Here is a 17,516-nt window from a genome sequence, read left to right on the forward strand (position 1 = left end):
TCCCGTCACGCCGCTTCGCGGTGCACCACGACCAGCTGGATGGCGTCGCCGCCACGGTAGTCGTCCGCTTCCAGCCGGTAAGCGATCCGCACCCGGGGCGGCGGTTCCTGCTGGTCCCAGCCACCGAAATGGATGGCGTTGACCCGCCGGCCAGCGAGCGCGAGTTCGAGCTTCAGGTGCTTCTGGCCGACGATGCGCCAGCCGAGTACATCGAATTCGCCGTCGAACTGGGGCTCGGGGAAGCCCTGCCCCCACGGGCCGCCGTGGCGCAGTGCATCGGCGCTGTGGCGGGTGAACTCGTCGGCGGCGAGTTCGCCGTCACTGGGAATCTGCAGGTGCAGCAACTCGGGCGACAGGGTCAGCTCGACGCATTTGCGGAACGCATGCTGGAACGCGTCCAGCGAGGCGAGCGGCAGGGAAAGCCCGGCGGCCATCGCATGTCCGCCAAAGCGCTCGATCAGGCCGGGGTTGCGCGAATCGACCGTGGCCAGTGCATCGCGGATATGGAAGCCGGGAATCGAGCGCGCCGAACCGCGCAGCATGTCGCCGCCCGGCTCGGACGGTGCAAAGGCGATGGCCGGGCGGTGCAGACGCTCCTTCATCTTGGAGGCGACCAGCCCGACCACGCCTGGGTGCCATCCCGGATCGAACAGGCACGCGGCCAGCGGCACGTCGCTGGTGTCCAGGGCCACCCGGGCAAACGCCTGCTCGGCCTCGTCGGTCATCTGCTGCTGGACCGCGCGGCGCTCGGTGTTGATGCGGTTGAGCGTGGTGGCAATCTCCCGCGCCTGGGTCATGTCGTCGGTGAGCAGGCACTCGATGCCGACGGCCATGTCCTCCAACCGGCCCGCCGCGTTCAGGCGCGGGGCGATGGCGAAACCGATGTCGCTGGCGCTCAACCGCGCCGGATCCCGCTGGGCGGCCTCGATCAGCGCCTGCAGGCCTGCGCACCCTTTGCCTGCCCGCAACTGGCGCAGGCCGGCCGCGACGAGGGCGCGGTTGTTGGCGTCCAGCGGCACCAGATCGGCGACGGTGCCGACCGCTACCAGGTCAAGCAACCGGCTGAGGTCGGGGCCGCGCCCGTTGCTGCCGCCGTCCAGCGAGCCGTCCGCGAGCAGACGTCGACGCAGGGCCAGCAGCACGTAGAACATCACTCCGACGCCGGCCAGCACCTTGCTGGGGAAGGTGTCACCGGGCTGGCTCGGATCGACGATCGCATCGGCGGGCGGCAGCGTGTCGCCGGGTAGATGGTGGTCCGTGACCAGCACCTTCCACCCCAGCGCCTTGGCCGCGGCGATGCCCGGGTGACAGGCGATGCCGTGGTCCACGGTGACCAACAGGTCCGGCTGCAGCGGTGCGAGCTCGGCGACCAGCGCGGGCGACAGCCCGTAGCCATGAACCGCGCGGTTGGGGACGGCGTGGGACACGCGCCGCGCGCCGAGCATGCGCAAACCCCGAACCGCGACCGCGCACGCCGTCGCCCCGTCGCAGTCAAAGTCACCGACCACCAGGATGTGGCGGTCACCGGAGATCGCCTCAGCCAGCAGCGTTGTGGCGGCGTCCAGCCCCAGCAGGCCGTCGGGCGGGAGCAGATGGGCCAGGCGAGGACGCGCCTGTGCCTCGGTAAGCGCGCCCCGGGCGCCGTAGATGCGCCGGAGGAGTGGCGGAATGCTGTCCGGCCAAGGTCCTGACCCGGCACCGGCCGGGCGACGTACGATCCCGCCGCGGCTCACTGCACGGATTCCGGCGCCGGATTGACGAAGGACCGCATTGGCCGCCGCCAGAAACGCCAGCGGTGGCGCGGCAGCATGTCCAGGCGGTGGCCGTCGGCGAATTCCACTATCACCGACGCAATGCCGCCCGATCCCAGCTGCACCGACAAGGGCTGCCACCAGTCGCGATCGAACACCGCCAGATCCCGCAGATGACGCAGGTCGAACAGCCCTTCGCCGTCCTCCGTCCAGCGCGCCGGCAGCGGACCGGCCGGCACGCCGGCGGCGGTCGCGAACGCGGTAAGGGTGTCGTCGTCGCTGGCGATCCGCGCATGCACGGTGCGCACGTGGTCCGGCAGCGTGCCGGCGCCCCAGAACCACAGCGAATTCACCGGCGCCAGACCCAGCGCGGCCCGCTCGGCATTGCGCGGATGGTTGTGCAGGATCACCTGCGCCTCGCTCAGCAGCGCCCGCCAGCGACGCCCGTCCGGGCCGTCCGGCAATTGCTCGAACAGATCGGCGCCCAGAGCGTTGTCCAGCGACGCCATCGCCGGCAGCTTCGCGCCGGCGGGCATTTGCAGATACCAGCGGGACGGCACGGGCGCATCCAGCAAGGTCCCGCCATCGCCGAAGTACGGCTTGAGCGCGGGCAGGAACGCGGCGGTGTCGGCCTCGCTCAGCGACAGCGCGTCGCCATGCGCCATCAGGCGTGCGCCGTTGATCTCCGGCTGGATATAGACCGGGTCCGCGCGCATCCAGGCCGATCCCGCCGCGTCGCCCGCGTCGCGCTGACGGGTGACGGCGGCGACGGGCCAGCCGCGCGGCAGCACGTCAAACTGGCGCTGCACCAGCTCGCCGCCCGGATCGGAGCGGTCCGCGCGGGCGAACCAGCGACCCGCGCTTTCCGACAGTCGCTGGCCGCCGAAGCGGCTGCGCGCCGGCATCAGCAGGGTGACCGCGCGCCGGGCCATCCTCAGACGACGTAACGGACGGCGACGATGTCGTATTCGCGGGTGCCGCCCGGTGCATCGATGATGATGCTGTCCCCTTCGTGGCGACCGATCAGCGCGCGCGCGACCGGCGAGGAAATCGCGATCAGGCCCAGCTTGATGTCGGCCTCCAGGTCGCCAACGATCTGGTAGGTCCGCTCCTCATCGCTCTCGGTATCCACCAGGTCGACGGTTGCGCCGAACACGATCTTGTCGCCCACGTTCAGCGCGGCGATGTCGATGATCTGCGAGTTCGACAGCTCGCTCTCAAGCTGCTTGATGCGGCCTTCGATGAAACTCTGCTGCTCACGCGCGGCGTGGTATTCGGCGTTCTCCTTGAGATCGCCGTGTTCACGCGCGTCGGCAATGGCGGCGATGACGGCCGGCCGCTTGACGGATTTCAGCTGCTCAAGTTCGGTGCGCAGACGCTGCGCACCCTTGGCGGTAAGGGGTGCTTGCATGGAATGGTCCTCGGGCCGGCGCGTGGCCGGCACTGGTTTTTCTGCGACGTCCCGATTGTGCCCGGGAGCGTCGGGGCAAAGCTAGGCGGTGGTCTTCACGGTCGCGTGCAGTTCCTGCAGCGACAGCACCGGCCCGGCATCACGGAACTCCAGCGACTGCAGCAATGCGCGTGCGCCGGCGATGGTGGTCGAATAGGTAATGCGCTGCTGAAGGGCCTCGCGACGGATCGAGAACGAGTCCGAAATGGCCTGGCTGCCCTCGGTGGTATTGACGATGTAGACGATCTCGCCGTTCTTGATCAGGTCGACGATGTGCGGCCGGCCCTCGTTGACCTTGTTGATGCTCTGGCATTCCAGACCCTGCGCGCGCAGGAACTTCGCCGTGCCGCTGGTGGCGACCAGCGAATAGCCGCGGTCGACCAGATCCTGGGCCACCGGCAGCACGCGCTGTTTGTCCGGATCACGCACGGAGACGAAGACCTTGCCGCCGTCGGGCAGCGCCTTGATGCTGGCGGCCTCCTGCGCGCGCGCCATGGCCGCGCCGAAGCTGCGGCCCACGCCCATCACCTCGCCGGTAGAGCGCATTTCGGGCCCAAGGATGGGATCGACGCCCTGGAACTTGGCAAACGGGAAGATCGCTTCCTTGACCGAGTAGTAGTCCGGAATGATCTCGCCGGTTGCGCCCTGCTCGGCCAAGGTCTTGCCGGCCATGCAGCGCGCGGCGATCTTGGCCAGCGCCATGCCGGTGGCCTTGGACACGAACGGCACCGTGCGCGAGGCGCGCGGGTTCACTTCCAGCAGGTAGATCGTGTCCTCGCCGTTGCCGTCGTTCTGGATCGCGAACTGGGTGTTCATCAGTCCGACCACGTTGAGCGCCTTGGCCAGCGCCGTCACCTGCTCGCGCAGGCGCGCCTGGGTCTGCGCCGACAGCGAGTACGGCGGCAGCGAGCAGGAGGAATCCCCGGAGTGCACGCCGGCCTCCTCGATGTGCTCCATCACCCCGCCGATCAGGACGTTGCCGTCCTTGTCGGCGATGATGTCGACATCCACCTCGATGGCGTTGTCGAGGAAGCGGTCCAGCAGCACCGGCGATTTTTCCGACACGCGCACCGCATCGCGGATGTAGCGCTCCAGGTCGGCGTCCGAATGCACCACTTCCATGGCCCGGCCGCCGAGCACGTAGCTCGGACGCACCACCAGCGGGTAGCCGACCTCGCGCGCGAGCACGACGGACTCCTCGGCGTTGCGGGCGATGCGGTTGGGCGGCTGCTTCAGGCCCAGCTTGTCGACCAGCTGCTGGAAACGCTCGCGATCCTCGGCCAGGTCGATGCTGTCGGGGCTGGTGCCGATGATCGGCACGCCGGCGGCCTCCAGGGCCTGCGCCAGCTTCAGCGGGGTCTGGCCGCCGTACTGGACGATCACGCCCTTGGGCTTCTCAAGCTCGCAGATCTCCAGCACGTCTTCCAGCGTCAGCGACTCGAAGTACAGGCGGTCGGAGGTGTCGTAATCGGTGGACACGGTTTCCGGGTTGCAGTTGACCATGATGGTCTCGAACCCGTCCTCGCGCAGGGCCATCGCCGCGTGCACGCAGCAGTAGTCGAACTCGATGCCCTGGCCGATGCGGTTGGGACCGCCACCGAGCACCATGATCTTGTCGCGGTCGGTCGGGTTGGACTCGCACTCGTCCTCATAGGTCGAGTACATGTAGGCGGTGGTGGTGGCGAACTCGGCGGCGCAGGAATCCACGCGCTTGTACACCGGGCGCACGCCGAAGGCACGGCGCAGCGAACGCACGGCGGTCTCGTCGGTGCCGGTCAGCTGGGCCAGGCGCGCGTCGGAGAACCCCATGCGCTTGAGCTCGCGCATGCGGCCCGCGTTGAGGGCGGACAGCCCGTGCGCGGCGACGTCCTTCTCGGCGGCGATGATCTCCTCCATCTGGTCCAGGAACCACGGATCGACGAAGGACAGCGCGTGCACGTCCTCCACGCTCATCCCGGCGCGGAAGGCATCGCCGATGTGGAAGATCCGCTCCGGGCCCGGCTCCTTGAGCTCGCGGCGGATCGTGGCCATGCCTTCATCGGTGGTCAGGTCGATGCCGGTCGGGTCGAGGCCGACCTTGTCGGTCTCCAGCCCGCGCAGGGCTTTCTGCAGCGACTCCTGGAAGGTGCGGCCCATCGCCATCACCTCTCCCACCGACTTCATCTGGGTGGTCAGGCGCGAGTCGGCCTGGGGGAACTTCTCGAAGGCGAACCGCGGAATCTTGGTCACCACGTAGTCGATCGTCGGCTCGAACGACGCCGGCGTCGCCCCGCCGGTGATGTCGTTGCGCAGCTCGTCCAGCGTGTAGCCCACCGCCAGCTTGGCGGCGATCTTGGCAATCGGGAAGCCGGTCGCCTTGGAAGCCAGCGCCGAGGAACGCGACACGCGCGGGTTCATCTCGATCACGACCACGCGGCCAGTCTCGGCATTGATGCCGAACTGCACGTTGGAGCCGCCGGTATCCACGCCGATCTTGCGCAGCACCGCCAGGGACGCATCGCGCAGGCGCTGGTATTCCTTGTCGGTCAGGGTCTGCGCCGGGGCGACGGTGATCGAGTCGCCGGTGTGTACGCCCATCGCGTCGAAGTTCTCGATCGAGCAGACGATGATGCAGTTGTCCGCCGTGTCGCGGACCACCTCCATCTCGAATTCCTTCCAGCCCAGCACCGATTCCTCGATCAGCACCTCGTTGGTCGGCGACAGTTCCAGGCCGCCCTTGACGATCTCCTCGAACTCCTCGCGGTTGTAGGCGATGCCCCCGCCGCTGCCGCCCAGGGTGAAGGACGGCCGGATGATGGTCGGATAACCGACCGTCGCCTGGATCTCGACCGCCTGCTCGAAGGTCTTGGCGATCGCCGCCTTCGGGCATTCCAGGCCGATCTCGGCCATGGCGACGCGAAACAGCTCGCGGTCCTCGGCCATCATGATCGCCTCGCGCCGGGCGCCGATCAGCTCGACGTTGTACTTCGCCAGCACGCCGTGGTCGTCCAGGTCGAGCGCGCAGTTGAGCGCGGTCTGGCCACCCATGGTCGGCAGCAGCGCGTCGGGGCGCTCCTTGGCGATGATCTTCTCCACCGTGCGCCAGTTGATCGGCTCGATGTAGACCGCGTCGGCCATGTCCGGGTCGGTCATGATCGTGGCCGGATTGCTGTTGACCAGCACCACCCGGTAGCCCTCCTCACGCAGGGCCTTGCAGGCCTGCGCGCCGGAGTAGTCGAACTCGCAGGCCTGGCCGATCACGATTGGGCCGGCGCCGATGATCAGGACGGTCTTGATGTCGGTGCGCTTTGGCATGTCAGTTGGCCTCCATCAGCGCAACAAACCGGTCGAACAAGGGGGCGACGTCCTGCGGACCCGGGCTGGCCTCGGGGTGGCCCTGGAAGCCGAAAACAGGTGCGCCGGGGATCTCGATGCCCTGGTTGGAGCCGTCAAACAGCGAGCGGTGGGTCGTGCGCAGGCTGGCAGGCAGGGTGGCTTCGTCGATCGCAAAGCCGTGGTTCTGGCTGGTGATCATGACCCGGCCGCCGTCGTCGAGCGCCTGCACGGGATGGTTGGCGCCGTGGTGGCCGGACTTCATCTTCATCGTCTTCGCGCCACTGGCCAGGCCGAGCAACTGGTGGCCCAGGCAGATCCCGAACATGGGGATGCGCTGGGCAATCAGCTCGCGGATCGCGGTGATGGCGTAATCGCAGGGCTCCGGGTCGCCGGGACCGTTGGACAGGAACACGCCATCGGGCCGCAGGGCGAGCACGTCGGCAGCGGGTGTCTGTGCCGGCACGACCGTGACCCGGCAGCCCCGCTGGGCCAGCATGCGCAGGATGTTGCGCTTGATGCCGAAGTCGTAGGCGACCACGTGGAAGCGGCCTTCGCCCTGGGCGAATTCGTTGCTGTCCAGGTCGAGCTGGCCCTCGTTCCATTCGTAGCGCTCGCGGGTGCTGACCTCGCGGGCCAGATCCATGCCCTGCAGGCCGGGGAACTTGCGCGCCGCCTCGACGGCCTGGTCCGCGTTGATGCCGTCGCCGGCCATCAGCGCCCCGCTCTGCGAGCCGTGGCTGCTGAGGATCCGGGTCAGCTTGCGGGTGTCCACATCGGCGATCGCGACCACGCCCTGGTCCTGCAGCCACTGCGGCAGCGCGACCTGGCTGCGCCAGCTGCTGGGACGGCGCGGCACGTTGCGCACGATCAGGCCGGCGGCCCAGATCCGCGAGGACTCGTTGTCCTGGTCATTGATGCCGGTATTGCCGATGTGCGGGTAGGTCAGCGTCACCAGCTGGCGCGCGTACGAGGGGTCGGTGAGAACCTCCTGGTAGCCGGTCATGGCGGTGTTGAAAACCACCTCACCAACGGACAGGCCGGGTGCGCCTACGGAAACGCCTTCGAAGATGGTGCCGTCTTCGAGCGCAAGGATTGCGGGTTGGGTCACGGAAAAATCGCCTTGTCTGCCAGGGGATGCTGAGTCCATCGAGCGCAACACTGGCCAAATACCGGCTGCAGCAAAGCGCGGACGCGGTGGGGGTTCCGGTCCGACAAATGGGGTTCAGGCGAACGGGAATTCTAGCGATGAAGCGCTGCGAGTGCCAGTGCTGCGCATCCCACCGCCGGCGGTAAGCACAGCCGCCGGCGAAAAAAGGCGGCGCTACCGCAGCATGTCGCGCAGCTGATACCGGCCCGGCGCCTGCCCGGCAAGCCACGCCGCGGCATGCAGTGCGCCGCGGGCAAAGACATCGCGACTGGTCGCGCGGTGGACCAGTTCGATCCGCTCACCCGGCCCGGCGAACTGGACCGTATGCTCACCGACGATATCGCCGGCGCGCAGCGATGCGTAACTCGGCTGCGCGCCGCCCTGCTCCGCGCGCGCGCCCAGGGCGAGTGCCGTGCCGGACGGCGCATCCAGCTTGTGCTTGTGATGGGATTCGACGATGTCGCAATCCCAGGTTTGCAGCAGCCTCGCGGCGCGTTCGACCAGATCACCCAGCACGGTCACGCCGAGACTGAAATTGGCGGCCAGCAGCACCGGCACCGTCGTGGCCGCCGCGTCCAGTGCGCGCTCGCCGGATTCGCTCAGGCCTGTGGTCCCGGAGACCAGCGGCACGCCGCGCTCAACGCACAGGCCCAGGATCGCGTCCAGGCCATCGGGCAGGCTGAAATCGATCGCGACATCGAACGTGGGCACGCCGTGCAGTTCGGTCACGGCAAAGTATGGCAAGCCGTCGACCACGCGTTGCGCCGGCTTGCTGCGCGAGACAGCCGCGACCGCGCGCAAATCCTCACGCGTCGCCAGCAGACGCAGCAGGGCCTGCCCCATCCGGCCGGAGGCGCCGTGGATCAGGACACGGGTGACATCGGACGATTGCTTCATGCCCGCAGGCTATAGGCTGCGCGGCCGCACGGGCAAGCGGCGCCGGAGGTCTCTACACCGCTCCCGCAGACTTTTCCCGGACCGCAGCGGCTCACTGGACGACAGCGCCCTTCAGGGTGGGTGTTCCGTCCACCACCTCTCCCCAGACCAGCCACGCGGCCTCGTCGAGCACCGCCAGCCTGGGAATTCCACTGGCACGGCCGCGCGCGGCCAGTGCCGCGACCGGAATACTGTGGGCAGCGCCGAGCCCGCGGTCGATACGCGAGAGCATCAATTGCTGGCCGTCGCCACCGTCGCCCTCCTGCAGCCAGGACAGCAGCACATGCCCTTGCGCAAGCCCAAGCCCCAGCCGCCCCAGCACCTGCGGCCCATTGGCGACCGCGAGCGGCACACCGAAACTGTCGCCGGCATCGTCGGAACGGGCGAGTCGCAGCTCGGGTTGGCCATCGGCCTCGGTGTACCAGGCCACCCACACGGTATCGCCCTCGGCAACGACCACCGGGCCGTTGACCGGACAGCCCGTCATCCACCAGCCATCGGCGTGCACGTCGCGCGGCGCGGTCCACGCTCCGCCTTCCAGGCGCACCAGGCGGATGTCGCGGATCTCGCCGGCGCTGCGGCCGCGGTAGACAACGACAGGGCCGCGCGAGGTGATTGCCGAGGCCGTGGTGCAGCAGTCGCAGGTCGAGATGTCCAGCGGCCACTCGCTCGATTTCGACGGGGCCGCGCCAGGCGTGTTTGACGCGGGCGAGCCGTAGATGGCGGCGCGCAGCATCATCGCGCCATCTCCGTGGCCGTGGCCATCGTCGGCCGGCGCGTTGCCGGGGTGCTGATCGTTGGCGGCCGGAGTGGATGCCGTGGCCTTCTGCCGGCTGTCCAGCCAGGCCATCCCCAGCTCATCGGATGCCTGGGGCCAGAAGGTCACGAATCCGTTGTCGCCTGGCAGATCGGGAAGGCTCACCAGCGTTGGCGGAGACCACGTCCGGCCGCCGTCGCCGGAACGCACCAGATCGATCCCGTAATCCGTATGTCCGTCACCGGTCTGCCGCAGCCAGTGCGCCCAGAGCGAACCGTCCGGCAACGCGTAGACGTGGGGCGTGTCAGCCCAGTTGAGGAACCAGTTGCCGCCGGTGCCTGCGCTGAGTGGATCCGCCCAGGCACCCGGCACACCGGGCGCGGGTGACGCCAACTGGGCAATTCGCAGCTCACGATGATCGTCGGGCGCCGGCTGCACCCAGCTGATCAGCAAATCGCCCTGCGGTGTCGCAACGAGGTCGGGATGCGCCGCTTCGCCAGCGACAGGCAACGCCCACGGTTGGACCCAGGAAAACTTCTCCTGCGCGCCCGGGCTGTCGGCGGGCTCGACAGGCGCTTTGTCGGTGGAACACGCGACCAAGGCCACACAAAGCGCCGCAACCAGCAGCCAGACGGCCGCAAAGCGCCCGCTGCGAGTGGTTCTGATACGTCCGCCGTCCGTCATCGTCCAAGGCCTCATGCAATCGCCGCGGGCATTCTTTCACGGCGGATGGACAACGAGGCCGCGACGTTCCGGTCACGGCCGGTGTTTCAACCCGCAACGGTGACTCAGGAGGACGTCATCCGGTCCCAGAAACCCTTGACGCCATCCATGAACGTCGAGGAGCGCGGCGAATGCCGGCTGGCGTGCTCGCCGGTGAAACTGGTTTCCAGCTTCTGCAGCAACTCGCGTTGTTCGCTGGTGAGATTGACCGGTGTTTCGATGACCACCCGGCAATACAGGTCACCGGGCCGGCGGCTGCGGACCGACTGCACGCCCTTGTCGCGCAGGCGGAAGACCTTGCCGGTCTGGGTCTCGGCGGGAACCTTGAGTTCCACATCTCCGCCCAGCGTCGGCACCCGGATGGAGGCGCCCAGCGCCGCCTGGCCCAGCCGGATCGGCACGTCGCAATGCAGGTCGTCGCCGTCGCGCTGGAAGAACTCGTGCTCCCGCACGCGGACCTCGACGTACAGGTCGCCCGGCGGCGACCCCGCGGGGCCCGCCTCGCCCTCACCGGACAGCCGGATGCGGTCACCGTTGTCCACGCCGGCCGGAATCTTGACCTGCAGGCTCTTGCTGCCTTCGATGCGTCCCTGGCCGTGGCAGTCGCCACAAGGGTTCTCGATCGACTGGCCGCGCCCGCCACAATGCGGACAGGCCTGCTGCATCGAGAAGATGCCGCGCTGGATGCGCACCTGGCCCCGGCCCTGGCAGGTATTGCAGGTGTGCAGCTTGCCGTCGGCCGAGCCGCTGCCCTTGCACTTTGCGCACGAGTCCAGGGTCGGAATTTCGATGCGCTTCTCGATGCCGGCCACCGCATCTTCCAGCGACAGCTCCATCACATAGCCGACGTCGGCGCCGCGACGCGGGCCGCGGCCACCGCCGCCACCCCCGAAGATGTTGCCGAAGATATCGCCGAAGATGTCGCCCATGTCGTCGGAATACCCGCCGCCACCACCGCCCATGCCGTGCTCGAACGCCGCGTGGCCATGCTGGTCGTACATGCGCCGGCGGGAGTCATCGGAAAGCACTTCGTAGGCTTCCTTGCACTCCTTGAAGCTGGCCTCCGCGGTCGCGTCGTCCGGATTGCGGTCCGGGTGGAACTTCATCGCGCAGCGGCGATACGCCTTCTTCAGCTCATCACTGCTTGCGGTCCGGGACACACCCAGGACTTCGTAATAGTCGCGTTTGCTCATGTGCTGCCACTTCCCCTGTCCGTCGGAACGGTGTCCGGGCGGTCTGGTTCAAAAGTTTGTTGGAACGAGCCGCTCAAACAACGAGGGTCCGGGACCACGGATCGATCCCGAACCCTCGCGCCCTACCCCGCGCTATCTGCGGGAGCGGATCGCTTACTGCTTCTTGTCGTCGTCCTTCACTTCAGTGAACTCGGCGTCGACCACATCGTCGGCGGCCGTGTCGGCGCTGGCATCGCCACCGGCAGCGTCGGCGCCGGCCTGCTGCGACTGGACCGCGGCAAACAGGGCCTGCGCGGATTCTTCCAGCGCCTTGCTCTTGGCCTCGATCTGGCCCTTGTCGTCGCCCTTCATCGCGGTCTCGACCTCAGCGATCGCCGCTTCCGTCGCGCCAATCAACTCGCCCGGCAGCTTGTCGCCGTTCTCCTTGATCGCGGTACGCGCGGAGTGGACCAGACCATCGGCCTGGTTGCGGGCCTGCACGAGCTCCTGGAACTTCTGGTCTTCCTCGCGGTTGGCCTCGGCGTCCTGGACCATCTTCTGGATCTCTTCCTCGGACAGGCCCGAGCCGGCCTTGATCTCGACCTTCTGCTCCTTGCCGGTCTTCTTGTCCTTGGCGGTCACGTGGACGATGCCGTTGGCGTCGATGTCAAACGACACCTCCACCTGCGGCAGGCCGCGCGGCGCGGGCTCGATGCCCGACAGGTCGAAGCGCGCCAGCGACTTGTTGTAGCGGGCCTGCTCGCGCTCACCCTGCAGCACATGCACGGTCACGGCGGACTGGTTGTCCTCGGCGGTGGAGAAGGTCTGCGAGGCCTTGGTCGGCACCGTGGTGTTCTTCTCGATGATCTTGGTGAACACGCCACCCAGGGTCTCGATGCCCAGGCTCAGCGGGGTCACGTCCAGCAACAGCACGTCCTTGACGTCGCCGGCCAGCACGCCACCCTGGATCGCGGCACCCACGGCCACGGCCTCGTCGGGGTTGACGTCCTTGCGCGGCTCCTTGCCGAAGAACTCGGTAACCGCCTGCTGCACCTTCGGCATGCGGGTCTGGCCACCGACCAGGATCACCTCGTCGATCTCGCTGGCGCGCACGCCGGCGTCATTGAGCGCGGTACGGCATGGCTCGATCGACTTCTTGACCAGGTCCTCCACCAGCGACTCCAGCTTGGCGCGGGTCAGCTTGATGTTCAGGTGCTTCGGACCCGACGCATCGGCGGTCACGTACGGCAGGTTGACCTCGGTCTGCTGCGCGGTGGACAGCTCGATCTTGGCACGCTCGGCGGAATCCTTCAGGCGCTGCAGGGCCAGCGGGTCCTTGCGCAGGTCGATGCCCTGGTCCTTGTTGAACTCCTCGACCAGGTAGGCGATGACGCGGTTGTCAAAGTCCTCGCCACCCAGGAAGGTGTCGCCGTTGGTGGCCAGCACCTCGACCTGCATCTCGCCGTCGACCGAGGCAATCTCGATGATGGAGACGTCGAAGGTACCGCCGCCCAGGTCATACACGGCCACCTTGCGGTCGCCGCCCTTCTTGTCCATGCCGTAGGCCAGCGCGGCCGCGGTCGGCTCGTTGATGATGCGCTTGACGTCCAGGCCGGCGATCTTGCCGGCATCCTTGGTCGCCTGGCGCTGGCTGTCGTTGAAGTACGCCGGCACGGTGATGACCGCCTCGGTGACCTTCTCGCCCAGGTAATCCTCGGCGGTCTTCTTCATCTTGGACAGGATCTCGGCGGAGATCTGCTGGGGCGCCATCTTCTTGTTGTCACCGGTCTCCACCCACGCATCGCCGTTGTCATGGGCGATGACGCTGTAGGAGACGTGGTCCAGGTCCTTCTGCACCTCGGCGTCGGTGAATTTGCGGCCGATCAGGCGCTTCACCGCGAAGAAGGTGTTCTTGGGGTTGGTGACGGCCTGGCGCTTGGCCGAGGCGCCCACGAGGATCTCGCCGTCCTTGGTGTAGGCGACGATGGACGGAGTGGTGCGATCACCCTCCGCATTCTCGATGACCTTCGACTTGCCACCTTCCATGACCGCGACACACGAGTTGGTGGTGCCCAGGTCGATACCGATGATCTTGCCCATGCTGTTTATTCCTTTGAAATTGGATTTATGCCGATAGACGGGGGCGGCCACAGTTCGTACCGCTCATGTCAGTTATCTGGGGGTCGCGGTCCGCCGGTTCAAGCGTCGCCGCTGACAACCACCAATGCGGGGCGCAACAAACGTTCATTCAACAGCCAGCCCTTCTGGTAGACCTGCACCACGTGGCCCGGCGGATGCTCGGCGCTGGCCACGGTGCTCATCGCCTCGTGGTGCTCCGGGTTGAACGGTTTGCCGGCAGGATTGACCTCGACCAGTCCGTTATCGCCGGTGACCTTTAGCAACTGCTTCAGGGTCAGTTCGACGCCCTGGCGCAGGGCCACCGCGTCGTCGCCGGAGGCCTGCAATCCGGCTTCCAGGCTGTCGATGACCGGCAGCAGGGCGGACAACAGGCGCTCGTTGGCAAATTTGCGCGCCATCTCCACATCCCGCGTCAGGCGCTTGCGCTGGTTTTCAAGGTCGGCCCGCTCGCGCAGCATGCTTTCGCGCAGGTTGGACAATTCTTCATTTGCCGCAGCCAGCTGGGCAGCCAACTGGCCGTCCGGATGGGGTGTGTCGTGTTCGACGGGGTCCGACTGTGCTGCCGGATCCTGGTTGGGTTCGGTGGTCATATCTGCTCTGGTCCTGACGTTGCGGGGGACGCTTTGTCCTTGACTGCCACAGCAATGGGGTCGCCGCCGATCAATTCAAGACAATTCCGCACGGCGGCCGTCCCCATTAGACTCGCGCCACATGCTCACCCATCTCTCACTCAAGCATTTCGCCGTCGTCAGCCAGGCCGAACTCGTCTTTGGTCCCGGGCTTACCGTCATTTCCGGTGAAACCGGTGCCGGCAAGTCGTTGCTGGTCGATGCCCTGGGCCTGCTGTCGGGCATCCGCGCCGACAGCGGCGTGGTGCGCCACGGGGCCGAGCGCGCCGAGCTTGCCGGCGAGTTCAGACTGGACGACGTTCCCGCCGCCACCGCGTGGCTGAAAGAGCATGAGCTCGACGAGGACGACGCGTCCTCAGGCTCCGGTTGCCTGGTACGACGGGTGATCCGCGCCGACGGCGGCTCGCGCGCGTGGATCAACGGTCGCCCGGTGACGATGGCGCAGCTGGCCGAATTGACCGCGCACCTGGTGGAGATCCACGGCCAGCACGAACACCAGGCCCTCATGGCGCGCGGCAGCCAGCTCGCCCTGCTCGATGCGTACGCTGCGACCGCGCCCGAGCGTCGGCAGGTGGCCGAGGCGGCCGTCCAATGGAGCGCCCTGCTACGGGAGCGCGACGAACTCGTTGCCCAGGGAGATGTCAGCGACCGCATTGAGTGGCTGGAGCATCAGTACCTGGAGCTTGAGCGGGAAACGCTGGACGCCGACTCGATCGCCCAGTTACTGCTGGATCACCGTCGGCAGGCCCACGCCAGCGACTTGATTGCGGCCAGCGAGAGTGCTTTCGCGCAGCTTGGCGGCAGCGACGATGTCTCCGTGTCGCGGGCGCTGCAGCAGGTACGGCACGAACTGCAGCGCGTGGCCAGCCACGAACCACGTCTGAGCGAAGTGGACGGCATGCTCGCCGCCGCTGCGATCCAGATCGACGAGGCAGGCAGCCTGCTGGACCGCATCCGCGACGACCTGGACATCGACCCCTCGCTGTTCGAGTCGATCGAGCAGCGCCTGGCGCGCATCCATGATCTGGCCCGCAAGCACCGCGTGGCTCCGGAAGAACTTGCCGCCCACCGCGACGCGCTGGAGCAGGAGCTGGATGCCCTGCGCGGAGCCGACCGGCGACTGGAAAAGCTCGACAGCGAAATCGAAAAGACCCGGCTGGCGTGGCGCACGGCAGCAGACGCGCTGGGCGCGAAGCGGCGCAAGGCAGCGGGCAAACTGGCGCAGGCCACCACCGCACTGATCGGCGAGCTGGGCATGGGCGGCGGCCACTTCGGTATCGACATCGAGCCGCTGCCTGCCGACAAACCCGATCCCAATGGCGGCGAGCGCATCGAGTTCATGGTCGCCGCCAATCCGGGCCAGCCGCCGCGCCCGCTGCGCAAGGTGGCGTCGGGTGGCGAGCTGTCGCGCATCTCACTGGCGATCGAGGTCGCCGCGCTCGGGTTGGACGCGGTGCCGACCATGGTGTTCGACGAGGTCGACTCGGGAATCGGCGGCGCGGTGGCCGACATCGTCGGCCGCAAACTGCGTGCACTGGGCGCGAGTCGTCAGGTCCTGTGCGTGACCCACCTTCCCCAGGTCGCGGCCCAGGGACATGCCCACTACCGGGTCAGCAAGGCGGCCGCCGACGGGGTCACCCAGAGCCAGGTGCAACAACTCGATGCCGACCAGCGGCAGGAGGAGCTGTCGCGGATGCTGGGTGGCGTGGAGCTGACGCGCGAGGCGCGCGCCGCCGCGCAGCGCCTGCTCGATGACGTGACCTGACGGCGGGCACAGCCCATTCCGGCGACGGTGACGGTGACGCGTTAACGCGAGCCTTTCTTGCGAACGTACAGAACCAGCGTGTGGTCCTCGATCTCGTAGCCGTACTGCGCGGCGATGACGTGCTGGAGTCGCTCGATTTCCTCGTTCTCGAACTCGATCACCTTGCCCGTATCCACGTCGACCATGTGGTCGTGGTGGCCGCCGCGGTCAAGCTCGTACACCGACTGGCCGGCCTCGAAATTGTGCTTTAGCACCAGCCCGACCGCCTCGAACTGGGTCAGCACGCGGTACACGGTCGCCAGACCGATGTCCTCGCCCTGGTCGAGCAACTGCCGGTAGATGTCCTCGGCAGTCACGTGGCGGGGCTTGCTCTGCTCGAGGAACTGCAGGATCCGCATGCGCGGATGGGTCACCTTGAGACCCGCGTTACGAAGATTCTGGGATTCCATCAAGGGCTCCTTGCGGGATCCGTGGCGGGCGACGACCGCCCTGCAACACTGGATGAACGTGGACAGGGTGCAGCCGCGGCGCGGCGGCGGCAGTGTATCATCGCCCCCGATATCCACCTGCTGCAGACACCGATGACCAAGCACCCATTGCGCACGATCCTGCTCGCCCTTGCCGTTGCCGCGACCACCGCCGGATGCGGCATCGTGTACCGGCAGCCGATCTACCAGGGCAACCTGCTGAACGAGAACGCGGTCGAGCAGTTGCAGGTGGGCATGGCCAAGCAACAGGTGTTGGGCCTTCTGGGCACGCCCTCGATCCAGGACCCCTACCATCCCGAGCGCTGGGACTACACCGCCAGCGAGCGCACCGACCGGCTCGCGCGCACCCGCATCAAGAACCTGACGCTGTGGTTCGATGCCAACGACGCGCTGGTGAAGTGGGACGGGGACTACTTTCCCAAGCAGGACGCGGAGCTGGCGAAGAAGTCGCCCAAGCAGTTCGGCCGCAACCTGGCCAAGGAAAAGAAGAAGCGCTGAGCCACCCGCTCATTCCGGCGCTCGGGCCGCCTTCGCGCGTCGCCGCCGGGCCTGCTTGGGATCGATCAGCAGCGGCCTGAGCAGTTCCACCCGGTCACCGTCGCGCAACACATCGCGCAGGCTGGCCACGACGCCGAACACCGCCACTGCAACAGCGTCGCCGGCAATTTCGTCGGCAGGCACCATGCCCGACTCGCGAACTGCGTCGCTGACCAGCGCACCTTGGGCCAGCTTGAGCTCGACGAGCTCGAAACGATCCGGCCACGCCCGCACCACTTCCACCTTCACGACGGATCACGATCCGCGGCGCGGATGAAGTCAGCCACCATCCGGTCGGCCAGCTTCTGGAAGCCGATCGCCATCGCCGGTCCCAGCAGGCGGATAGCCGGCTCGAACTTCAGTGTCAGGCTGATCCGGCTCGCGGATTCCTCCAGCGCGGTGAACTCCCAGCGACCCGACAGCTTGCGGAACGGCCCGTCCACCAGCGCCAGGTCGATATGCTCAGGCGCGCTGAACGTGTTGCGGGTCGTAAACCACGTCTTCAGGGCGCCCAGGCCCAGGTCCAGCCGGGCCACCACGTGGTTCTCGCCCGACTCCAGCACCTGCGCCTGCTGACACCAGTCAAAGCGTCGCGGATACGCCGCCACGTCGTTGACCAGCTCGAACATGCGTGCAGCCGAATGGGCAACAAGGGCGGTGCGGTGAATCGTGGTCATGGGAGCAACAGCCATCATCCGGTATCACGG

General features: G+C 67.4%; 15 protein-coding genes. 2 read left to right on the top strand and 13 right to left on the bottom strand.

The window, feature by feature from the left end; translation table 11 throughout:
* Nucleotides 1-5: 5 nt before the first annotated feature.
* From recJ to grpE, 10 genes are all read right to left on the bottom strand, one after another.
* Nucleotides 6-1,733, bottom strand: a complete 1,728-nt coding sequence (recJ, locus tag INQ42_RS07060) for a single-stranded-DNA-specific exonuclease RecJ (protein ID WP_194033656.1) — start codon at nt 1,731-1,733, stop codon at nt 6-8.
* The gene (locus tag INQ42_RS07065; protein ID WP_194033657.1) at nt 1,730-2,683 is read right to left on the bottom strand and encodes a phosphoglycerate mutase; all 954 of its coding nucleotides are present in this window, start codon (nt 2,681-2,683) and stop codon (nt 1,730-1,732) included. Before INQ42_RS07065 ends, recJ begins: the two co-directional genes overlap by 4 nt.
* 2 nt (nt 2,684-2,685) lie before the next feature.
* Nucleotides 2,686-3,162 (bottom strand): transcription elongation factor GreA, encoded by a 477-nt coding sequence (greA, locus tag INQ42_RS07070; RefSeq protein WP_043959024.1) that lies wholly within the window; start codon nt 3,160-3,162, stop codon nt 2,686-2,688.
* Between the two features lie 81 nt (nt 3,163-3,243).
* Nucleotides 3,244-6,495: a carbamoyl-phosphate synthase large subunit gene (gene carB / locus INQ42_RS07075; RefSeq protein ID WP_194033658.1), complete on the bottom strand. Its 3,252-nt coding sequence runs from the start codon at nt 6,493-6,495 to the stop codon at nt 3,244-3,246.
* Nucleotide 6,496: 1 nt separating this feature from the next.
* Nucleotides 6,497-7,624 (bottom strand): glutamine-hydrolyzing carbamoyl-phosphate synthase small subunit, encoded by a 1,128-nt coding sequence (carA, locus tag INQ42_RS07080; RefSeq protein ID WP_194033659.1) that lies wholly within the window; start codon nt 7,622-7,624, stop codon nt 6,497-6,499.
* A gap of 213 nt (nt 7,625-7,837) precedes the next feature.
* On the bottom strand, nt 7,838-8,560 hold the full coding sequence (gene dapB / locus INQ42_RS07085) for a 4-hydroxy-tetrahydrodipicolinate reductase (protein WP_194033660.1): 723 nt from the start codon (nt 8,558-8,560) through the stop codon (nt 7,838-7,840).
* Nucleotides 8,561-8,651: 91 nt separating this feature from the next.
* On the bottom strand, nt 8,652-9,962 hold the full coding sequence (locus INQ42_RS07090) for a sialidase family protein (RefSeq protein ID WP_228064305.1): 1,311 nt from the start codon (nt 9,960-9,962) through the stop codon (nt 8,652-8,654).
* Between the two features lie 182 nt (nt 9,963-10,144).
* On the bottom strand, nt 10,145-11,272 hold the full coding sequence (gene dnaJ / locus INQ42_RS07095; RefSeq protein ID WP_194033661.1) for a molecular chaperone DnaJ: 1,128 nt from the start codon (nt 11,270-11,272) through the stop codon (nt 10,145-10,147).
* 153 nt (nt 11,273-11,425) lie between these two features.
* Nucleotides 11,426-13,351, bottom strand: coding sequence for a molecular chaperone DnaK (dnaK, locus tag INQ42_RS07100; protein WP_194033662.1), 1,926 nt, complete (start codon nt 13,349-13,351; stop codon nt 11,426-11,428).
* A 98-nt stretch (nt 13,352-13,449) separates the two neighbouring features.
* On the bottom strand, nt 13,450-13,980 hold the full coding sequence (gene grpE / locus INQ42_RS07105; RefSeq protein WP_194033663.1) for a nucleotide exchange factor GrpE: 531 nt from the start codon (nt 13,978-13,980) through the stop codon (nt 13,450-13,452).
* A gap of 121 nt (nt 13,981-14,101) precedes the next feature.
* On the opposite strand from grpE, the gene recN reads away from it, so the two are divergent.
* Nucleotides 14,102-15,784, top strand: a complete 1,683-nt coding sequence (gene recN / locus INQ42_RS07110; RefSeq protein WP_194033664.1) for a DNA repair protein RecN — start codon at nt 14,102-14,104, stop codon at nt 15,782-15,784.
* 41 nt (nt 15,785-15,825) lie between these two features.
* On the opposite strand, the gene fur is transcribed toward recN, so the two are convergent.
* Nucleotides 15,826-16,233, bottom strand: a complete 408-nt coding sequence (fur, locus tag INQ42_RS07115) for a ferric iron uptake transcriptional regulator (protein ID WP_193983340.1) — start codon at nt 16,231-16,233, stop codon at nt 15,826-15,828.
* Between the two features lie 147 nt (nt 16,234-16,380).
* On the opposite strand from fur, the gene INQ42_RS07120 reads away from it, so the two are divergent.
* Nucleotides 16,381-16,770: an outer membrane protein assembly factor BamE gene (locus tag INQ42_RS07120; protein WP_194035804.1), complete on the top strand. Its 390-nt coding sequence runs from the start codon at nt 16,381-16,383 to the stop codon at nt 16,768-16,770.
* Between the two features lie 9 nt (nt 16,771-16,779).
* On the opposite strand, the gene INQ42_RS07125 is transcribed toward INQ42_RS07120, so the two are convergent.
* Nucleotides 16,780-17,058 (bottom strand): RnfH family protein, encoded by a 279-nt coding sequence (locus INQ42_RS07125; RefSeq protein ID WP_194033665.1) that lies wholly within the window; start codon nt 17,056-17,058, stop codon nt 16,780-16,782.
* The gene (locus INQ42_RS07130; protein ID WP_194033666.1) at nt 17,055-17,486 is read right to left on the bottom strand and encodes a type II toxin-antitoxin system RatA family toxin; all 432 of its coding nucleotides are present in this window, start codon (nt 17,484-17,486) and stop codon (nt 17,055-17,057) included. Before INQ42_RS07130 ends, INQ42_RS07125 begins: the two co-directional genes overlap by 4 nt.
* Nucleotides 17,487-17,516: the final 30 nt, after the last annotated feature.

The sequence above is a fragment of the Lysobacter avium genome (genome assembly GCF_015209745.1).
Taxonomy (GTDB): domain Bacteria; phylum Pseudomonadota; class Gammaproteobacteria; order Xanthomonadales; family Xanthomonadaceae; genus Novilysobacter; species Novilysobacter avium.

Bases quoted from the DNA above. Each gene is read 5' to 3' on its own strand.
- carB (WP_194033658.1), bottom strand. From the start codon at position 6,495: ATGCCAAAGCGCACCGACATCAAGACCGTCCTGATCATCGGCGCCGGC.
- INQ42_RS07065 (WP_194033657.1), bottom strand. From the start codon at position 2,683: ATGGCCCGGCGCGCGGTCACCCTGCTGATGCCGGCGCGCAGCCGCTTC.
- fur (WP_193983340.1), bottom strand. From the start codon at position 16,233: ATGGAATCCCAGAATCTTCGTAACGCGGGTCTCAAGGTGACCCATCCG.
- dapB (WP_194033660.1), bottom strand. From the start codon at position 8,560: ATGAAGCAATCGTCCGATGTCACCCGTGTCCTGATCCACGGCGCCTCC.
- grpE (WP_194033663.1), bottom strand. From the start codon at position 13,980: ATGACCACCGAACCCAACCAGGATCCGGCAGCACAGTCGGACCCCGTC.
- dnaK (WP_194033662.1), bottom strand. From the start codon at position 13,351: ATGGGCAAGATCATCGGTATCGACCTGGGCACCACCAACTCGTGTGTC.
- dnaJ (WP_194033661.1), bottom strand. From the start codon at position 11,272: ATGAGCAAACGCGACTATTACGAAGTCCTGGGTGTGTCCCGGACCGCA.
- recN (WP_194033664.1), top strand. From the start codon at position 14,102: ATGCTCACCCATCTCTCACTCAAGCATTTCGCCGTCGTCAGCCAGGCC.
- greA (WP_043959024.1), bottom strand. From the start codon at position 3,162: ATGCAAGCACCCCTTACCGCCAAGGGTGCGCAGCGTCTGCGCACCGAA.
- INQ42_RS07130 (WP_194033666.1), bottom strand. From the start codon at position 17,486: ATGACCACGATTCACCGCACCGCCCTTGTTGCCCATTCGGCTGCACGC.